Source organism: Providencia sp. PROV048, from assembly GCF_033688165.1.
In the GTDB taxonomy this organism is placed as follows: Bacteria; Pseudomonadota; Gammaproteobacteria; order Enterobacterales; family Enterobacteriaceae; genus Providencia; species Providencia hangzhouensis.
Genome location: NZ_CP096360.1, coordinates 4,301,987 through 4,309,147, shown reverse-complemented (window position 1 = coordinate 4,309,147; position 7,161 = coordinate 4,301,987). Strand labels below are relative to the sequence as shown.

8 protein-coding genes are annotated in these 7,161 nt (G+C 42.5%); 7 read left to right on the top strand and 1 reads right to left on the bottom strand.

Going from position 1 to position 7,161, the window contains the following annotated elements; genetic code table 11:
- Positions 1-392 precede the first annotated feature (392 nt).
- The 7 genes from rpmH (at position 393) to M1F26_RS19465 (ending at position 6,158) form a co-directional block, all read left to right on the top strand.
- The gene (rpmH, locus tag M1F26_RS19495; protein ID WP_004906236.1) at positions 393-536 is read left to right on the top strand and encodes a 50S ribosomal protein L34; all 144 of its coding nucleotides are present in this window, start codon (positions 393-395) and stop codon (positions 534-536) included.
- Positions 537-557: 21 nt separating this feature from the next.
- Positions 558-917: a ribonuclease P protein component gene (gene rnpA, locus M1F26_RS19490; RefSeq protein ID WP_004906229.1), complete on the top strand. Its 360-nt coding sequence runs from the start codon at positions 558-560 to the stop codon at positions 915-917.
- Complete coding sequence (yidD, locus tag M1F26_RS19485) at positions 881-1,141, top strand: membrane protein insertion efficiency factor YidD (RefSeq protein ID WP_036959180.1); 261 nt, start codon at positions 881-883, stop codon at positions 1,139-1,141. The genes rnpA and yidD overlap by 37 nt, the downstream gene beginning before the upstream one ends.
- 2 nt (positions 1,142-1,143) lie before the next feature.
- Complete coding sequence (gene yidC, locus M1F26_RS19480; protein ID WP_004906225.1) at positions 1,144-2,793, top strand: membrane protein insertase YidC; 1,650 nt, start codon at positions 1,144-1,146, stop codon at positions 2,791-2,793.
- 101 nt (positions 2,794-2,894) lie between these two features.
- A complete protein-coding gene (gene mnmE, locus M1F26_RS19475; RefSeq protein ID WP_004906223.1) occupies positions 2,895-4,259 on the top strand; it encodes a tRNA uridine-5-carboxymethylaminomethyl(34) synthesis GTPase MnmE in 1,365 nt (454 codons plus the stop codon).
- Between the two features lie 322 nt (positions 4,260-4,581).
- Complete coding sequence (locus tag M1F26_RS19470) at positions 4,582-4,839, top strand: helix-turn-helix domain-containing protein (protein ID WP_140172676.1); 258 nt, start codon at positions 4,582-4,584, stop codon at positions 4,837-4,839.
- Complete coding sequence (locus tag M1F26_RS19465) at positions 4,839-6,158, top strand: type II toxin-antitoxin system HipA family toxin (protein WP_140172675.1); 1,320 nt, start codon at positions 4,839-4,841, stop codon at positions 6,156-6,158. Before M1F26_RS19470 ends, M1F26_RS19465 begins: the two co-directional genes overlap by 1 nt.
- A gap of 10 nt (positions 6,159-6,168) precedes the next feature.
- Here M1F26_RS19465 and fdhD read toward each other — a convergent pair whose 3' ends face one another.
- On the bottom strand, positions 6,169-6,999 hold the full coding sequence (gene fdhD / locus M1F26_RS19460) for a formate dehydrogenase accessory sulfurtransferase FdhD (RefSeq protein ID WP_036959175.1): 831 nt from the start codon (positions 6,997-6,999) through the stop codon (positions 6,169-6,171).
- Positions 7,000-7,161: the final 162 nt, after the last annotated feature.

Here is a 7,161-nt window from a genome sequence, read left to right as displayed (position 1 = left end):
TCCTTGCGCTTTGGGGCGGAGTCCGTATAATCTTCCTCCCTGTGTACAGTACTGATGTGATTTTTACACGAAACTGAGGTAAACTTGTTGGGCTATATCGCTCTATTTTAACGTTAATGTTAGGCAGGGCGGGGGCAAAAGCAGGTTTTCAGCCAGTATGCGGATGTAATCATTCGTCGGCTGTCACAACATATGTCGGCAAACCGGTCAGCCAGGCTATAAATAAAAGTGGTTTGATTGCGTCATTTCATTGACGTGACCCCCTATGTTTTATTACAATCCTGCCTCTTTCTATATTGTTGCGATAGAGGCACAGGTGTAAATCAGTTTCCACTGGTTGCCAACGCGTTTACTGAATCAGTAATAAATTTAAAAGTTAGGTAGAAATCGTTATGAAACGCACTTTTCAACCGTCCGTACTGAAGCGCAACCGTTCACACGGTTTCCGTGCTCGTATGGCCACTAAAAATGGTCGTCAGGTTCTGGCTCGCCGTCGTGCTAAAGGCCGCGCTCGTCTGACCGTTTCATCTAAGTAATAAAGCTAGCCCTCTATTCAAGTGGTTACGCTCGCTTTTACCCGGGAGTTACGTTTGTTAACTCCCAGGCATTTCGATAATGTCTTTAAGCAGCCGCAGAGGGCGAGTTCCCCAGAGATAACAATCCTTGGTCGCCTAAACGAGCTGGGGCATCCCCGCATCGGTCTTACCATCGCTAAAAAAAATGTTAAACGAGCTCATGAGCGAAATCGTATTAAACGGTTAGCGCGTGAATATTTTCGTCTGCATCAACATGAGTTGCCTTCAATGGATTTTGTGGTATTGGTAAGGAAAGGGGTCGCTAATCTGGACAATCAACAGATCACGGAAGCATTGGATAAGTTATGGCGTCGTCACCGTCGCTTGGCTCAAAAATCCTGATCATGCTGATCAGAGGCTACCAACTGGCAATTAGCCCGTTGTTAGGGCCTCGTTGTCGCTTCAATCCTACTTGTTCAAATTACGGAATTGAGGCATTGCGCAGGTTTGGTATGCTAAAAGGGAGTTGGTTAACGGCGAAACGCGTATTAAAATGCCACCCTTTACACGCTGGTGGAGATGATCCTGTCCCACCTAGAAAAACTGATGATAATAGAGAATTATAACGATGGATTCGCAACGCAATCTTCTACTCATCGCTTTGTTGTTCGTGTCGTTCTTAGTTTGGCAGGCCTGGGAGAGCGATAAAGTTGCTCAGGACGTTAAAACTGTTCAAACTTCGCAACAAGCGGATATGCCAAGCAGTGATGCTCAAGCCGTAACTGGCAGTGGGCAAGGTAAGCTCATCACAGTCAAGACTGATGTACTGGATATTCGCATCAATACTCGTGGTGGTGATATCGATGAGGCTGACCTGTTAGCCTATCCTGCGACCCTTCATTCGGAAAGCCCTTTCCGTTTACTGGAAACTAACCCAGGTTTTGTCTATCAGGCACAAAGTGGTTTGATTGGTCTTCATGGCCCAGACAACCCAGCAAATAATAATGGTGAACGTCCGCTGTATAGCGCAGATTCTACAACTTTCACATTAGAGAAAGGCCAAGACGTCTTGCGCGTACCAATGACATTTACTGATAACAACGGTGTTGTGTATCAGAAAACGTACATTGTAAAACGTGGCCAATATACTGTTGAAGTTGAATACAGTATTCAAAACCCAACAGCTCAACCACTGAGCCTCGCTTTCTTCGGTCAGTTAAAACAAACTATCGAGTTACCAAAAGAGCGTGATACCGGTAGCAGTAACTTTGCTCTGCATACTTATCGTGGTGCGGCGTATTCTTCTGATGAAAACAACTATAAAAAATATAGCTTTGGCGACATCGAAGATAAAAACCTCGACTTGACCACTAAAGGTGGCTGGGTGGCAATGTTGCAACAATATTTTGCAACGGCGTGGATCCCTGCAAGTGCAGAAAAGAGCACTTTCTATACCATCGACCTAGATAAAAAGTCTGCCATCATTGGTTATAAGAGTGAACCAATGACTATCGCAGCTAATGGTGCAGGTACTTATTCATCAACATTATGGGTTGGTCCTGAAATTCAGTCTGAAATGGCCGCAGTTGCACCACATTTAGACTTAACCGTTGATTATGGTTGGTTATGGTTTATCTCTCAGCCACTGTTTAAACTGCTGAAATTCATTCACGGTTTTGTGGGTAACTGGGGTATTGCCATCATCGTTATTACCTTTATCGTTCGTGGTATTATGTACCCGCTGACTAAAGCACAGTACACCTCGATGGCGAAAATGCGTTTACTGCAACCAAAACTGGCTGCAATGCGTGAGCGTATTGGTGATGACAAACAACGTATGAGCCAAGAAATGATGGCGATGTATAAAGCAGAAAAAGTAAACCCACTGGGTGGCTGTTTACCTCTGCTGATTCAAATGCCTATCTTCCTTGCACTTTACTATATGTTGATGGGTTCTGTTGAACTGCGCCACGCACCGTTCTTTGGTTGGATTCAAGACTTGTCTGCACAAGACCCGTACTACATCCTGCCTGTATTGATGGGTGTGACAATGTTTGTGATTCAGAAAATGTCACCGACCGCTGTGACTGACCCTATGCAACAGAAGATTATGACGTACATGCCAGTCGTGTTCACTATCTTCTTCCTGTGGTTCCCATCAGGTCTGGTTCTGTATTATATCGTGAGTAACTTAGTAACCATCATCCAGCAACAAGTGATTTACCGTGGTCTGGAAAAACGTGGTCTGCATAGTCGCGATAAGAAAGAAAAGAAATAAATTGAATTTTAGGTGAGCCTTCTGCTCAGCTATCGATATAATATTAAGGCGGCCATTTAATGACCGCCTTAATTTTTTTATAGGAATGACAGAGAAACATCATGCAAATCAACGATACTATCGTCGCACAGGCAACACCTCCCGGTCGTGGTGGTGTCGGTATTTTACGTGTATCTGGCCCGAAAGCGGCACAAGTTGCTGAAATCGTGCTAGGAAAACTCCCTAAACCACGTTATGCGGACTACCTGCCATTTCGTGATGAGGAAGGCTCTGTTCTTGACCAAGGTATTGCGCTTTACTTCCCTGGACCAAATTCATTTACGGGAGAAGATGTCCTTGAGTTACAAGGACACGGTGGCCCTGTTATTCTTGATTTATTGTTAAGAAGAATATTAACGATTGATGGCATTCGTATCGCGAATCCAGGTGAGTTTTCTGAACGTGCATTTTTAAATGATAAGCTCGATTTAGCGCAAGCTGAGGCGATTGCTGACTTGATTGATGCGAGTTCAGAGCAAGCGGCACGTTCAGCGATGAATTCGTTACAAGGGGCTTTTTCTTCCCATATTCACCAATTGGTGGAAGCACTCACTCACTTGCGCATCTATGTGGAAGCCGCCATCGATTTCCCAGATGAAGAAATCGATTTTCTGTCTGATGGCAAAATCGAAGCTAAACTCAACGAAGTCGTGGCAGATTTAGAACAAGTTCGCTCCCAAGCACGCCAAGGCAGTTTATTGCGTGAAGGCATGAAGGTAGTTATTGCTGGGCGCCCAAATGCAGGAAAATCGAGCTTGCTAAATGCATTGGCGGGCCGTGAAGCTGCGATTGTGACGGATATTGCGGGAACGACGCGTGATGTGTTACGTGAACATATTCATATTGATGGCATGCCATTGCATATCATTGATACCGCAGGCTTACGTGAAGCCAGTGATGAAGTGGAACGAATTGGTATTGAGCGTGCTTGGAAAGAAATCGAACAAGCGGACCATGTGCTGTTTATGGTAGATAGCACCACAACCAATGCTACGGAGCCGCAAGAGATTTGGCCTGAATTTATGGCGCGTTTACCTGATGAACTTCCGGTCACCGTCATTCGCAACAAAGCAGATATGACAGGCGAACCGGTTGAGTTTATTGATAATACTCGTTATCCGTTAATTCGTTTGTCCGCACGCGAAGAAAAAGGCATTGATTTGTTGCGCGATCACCTAAAAGAAGCCATTGGCTTTAACAGTAATACAGAAGGTGGTTTCCTTGCTCGTAGTCGTCATTTACAAGCACTGAATGCAGCAGCCGTTCACCTTGAACAGGGCTATGACCAGTTAGTGAATGCTCGCTCCGGTGAGTTACTGGCGGAGGAATTACGTTTAGCTCAGCAGGAACTTAGCGAAATCACGGGTGAATTTACTTCTGATGATTTATTAGGCCGTATTTTCTCAAGTTTTTGTATTGGGAAGTGATACGGTATCATCTATCGTCTATAACCTACACGGTATTACGTGTAGGTTTGCTTTATCGGTGGTCCCCTCCATTTTTCCTGCCTTAATTCTCTATTAAGTTCTAGCAACCAAGTAATATATAAGCTTTACCTTGCTAAGGTATGGCACTGACTGTTTTGTGGGCCATACTTATTAATATATTTTTCACACGCTATAGCGTGTAACTTATGTCTTACCGCCTATAGCGTGTAATCTTGATATTACCGGCTATAGCGTGTAATATAATGTTTACCGGTTATAGCGTGTAAATATTGTTAGGGTGAAAAATAAGGTAGGTTTTAAAATGAAAGTGACGAATACCCGACAACTTAGTGCTTATATGAAGGATGTCAGAGAGATGAAAAAGTTATCTCAAAGCAAAGTCGCTAGTAAAGTAGGTATTCGGCAAGATACTGTTTCTAGCTTTGAACTCTCTCCTGACTCTACCAAATTAGAAACCTTTTTTAAGATTTTATCTGCCCTCAATTTAGAACTCGATATTAAACCGCGAAATGAAAGTGGCTCATCAAATTCAGACTCCGGATGGAAGGAGGAGTGGTGATGGCGACTTTGCATGTATACATGAATGGTTACTTGGTTGGGGATTTGATTCGTTCAAGTACTGGTGCTCACCAATTTACATATAATAGTCACTGGTTGGAAACATCAGGTGCTCGACCTATTTCTTTATCAATGCCACTTAGGCACCAAGAATATCGAGGAGACGAAGTTTATAATTTTTTTGATAATCTCCTACCGGACAATATTGAGATACGGAATCGAATTGTTAGTCGTTATCAAGCGGATTCAAATCAACCTTTCGATTTATTATCTAAGATTGGTCAGGATAGTGTGGGGGCTTTACAACTCATTCTAGATGGGCAAAGAGTCAGTAATATCAGAAAAATTGAATATAAACCTTTATCTAATAAGCAACTAGAAAAAATATTAACAGGGTATAAAGCGAATGCTCCTTTAGGCATGATTGAAGATGAAGATGACTTTAGGATCTCACTTGCGGGCGCTCAAGAGAAAACCGCATTACTCTATTTAGATGGGCATTGGTGCTTACCTCAGAATGCGACTCCAACTACCCATATTATTAAACTTCCCATTGGTAAAATAGAAAGCCATTCTTATTCGATAGATATGTCGGATAGTGTAGAAAATGAATATTTATGTTTATTGATAGCAAAAGAGTTTGGCCTAGATGTGCCCTATAGCTTTATTTTAAATGTAGGTGAAATAAAGGCGTTAGCGGTTGAACGTTTTGACCGTAAATATTCTTCTGATTCCTCGTGGATTATGCGTTTACCACAAGAAGATTTTTGTCAAACATTGAATATTTCACCGGCAAGAAAATATCAAAATCATGGTGGACCGGGTATTTCTGAAATTATGAATTACTTATTAGGTTCAATAAATGCGGAGAAAGATAGATATCAGTTTATGAAGAGCCAGGTTTTGTTTTGGTTACTTGCAGCGACGGATGGCCATGCTAAAAATTTTTCATTATTTATTGAACCTGAAGGCCGTTATCAGTTAACACCTTTTTACGATATTTTGTCCATGTATCCTAGTTATGGGGGGAGGGGAATTAACCCTAGAGATGCCAAATTGGCTATGGGGTTGAAGGGAACAAGGGGGATGAAATACAATATAGAGCAAATTTTCCCAAGACATTTTTTTTCAACGGCCAAAGCCGTTGGATTTGATCGTGCTGAGATGGAAAAAATCTTAATTGAATTTGGTGAGCAAATGGAAAGTGTTATTAAGAAAGTGAGAGAACAATTACCCACAGATTTCCCTGAGCATATCGCAGACTCAATTCTATCCGGATTACATCACAAAGCAGCGAGATTAAATAAAGGCTGGGACTAATTATGCCCCTTTAATCTTTAATTCGACTCCCATGCGTAAACACTGTCGCTTTCCCCTGACGACAAAATCCAACTAACGTTAAGTTGGCTTTCTCTGCTACCTCAATAGCAAGCGCGGTGGCAGCAGAAACGGCAAATAAAATTTCAGCGCCACAACTGGCCGCCTTTTGCACCATTTCATAGCTGGCACGGCTGGAAACCAGTACTGCACCTTGTTGCCATTGGTTGCGATGTTTCATACCCAAAAGTTTATCGAGTGCAACATGGCGACCGACATCTTCGCATCCACCGACTAATTGCCCTTCTGGTGAAATCCATGCGGCCGCATGGGTACAACCTGTCAGCGCACCAATCTCTTGCACTTTTTTCAATTCATGTAATGCATTATCAAGGTGCGAGAGAGAAAAGGTTTGGGTGAAAGGTAGTGGGGCGATCGGTTTGAAAATTTCTTCAAGTTGTTCTGTTCCACAAATACCACAGCCCGTACGCCCCGCTAGATTACGACGACGTTCTTTTAACTCCATAAACCGGCGGCTAGATAATTCAACTTGTACTTCAATTCCGCGGTTGCAGCCTTCAACGATATCAATTCCACGAATTTCATCACCTGACTGTATTATTCCTTCCGAAAGGGCGAACCCGATAGCAAAATCCGCCAAATCTTTTGGCGTCGCCATCATCACTACGTGAGATATACCATTGAAGACTAAAGCAACAGGATATTCCTCCGCAACATAATCATTAACGGGTAAATTAAGGTTGCCTTTTTGTTGCACGGTTGTTTGGTTTAAGCCAATCATTTTGATTAATTTGGAGTCATTTGTAGTATTTGTTTCATACATTAGATGAATTCCTAGCATTAATGATACATAATATTAATTATGGGTAAAAAGAATTTACACCATTTGCCAGGCAATGAACCTGGATACGTAAGGAAGACGTTGAATAAGAACAGTTTACCTGATTATCGCGATTGACGTTAGGTAAACATGAGCAATGTAAAT

Bases quoted from the DNA above. Each gene is read 5' to 3' on its own strand.
- rpmH (WP_004906236.1), top strand. From the start codon at position 393: ATGAAACGCACTTTTCAACCGTCCGTACTGAAGCGCAACCGTTCACAC.
- yidD (WP_036959180.1), top strand. From the start codon at position 881: ATGGCGTCGTCACCGTCGCTTGGCTCAAAAATCCTGATCATGCTGATC.
- yidC (WP_004906225.1), top strand. From the start codon at position 1,144: ATGGATTCGCAACGCAATCTTCTACTCATCGCTTTGTTGTTCGTGTCG.
- mnmE (WP_004906223.1), top strand. From the start codon at position 2,895: ATGCAAATCAACGATACTATCGTCGCACAGGCAACACCTCCCGGTCGT.
- M1F26_RS19470 (WP_140172676.1), top strand. From the start codon at position 4,582: ATGAAAGTGACGAATACCCGACAACTTAGTGCTTATATGAAGGATGTC.
- M1F26_RS19465 (WP_140172675.1), top strand. From the start codon at position 4,839: ATGGCGACTTTGCATGTATACATGAATGGTTACTTGGTTGGGGATTTG.
- fdhD (WP_036959175.1), bottom strand. From the start codon at position 6,999: ATGTATGAAACAAATACTACAAATGACTCCAAATTAATCAAAATGATT.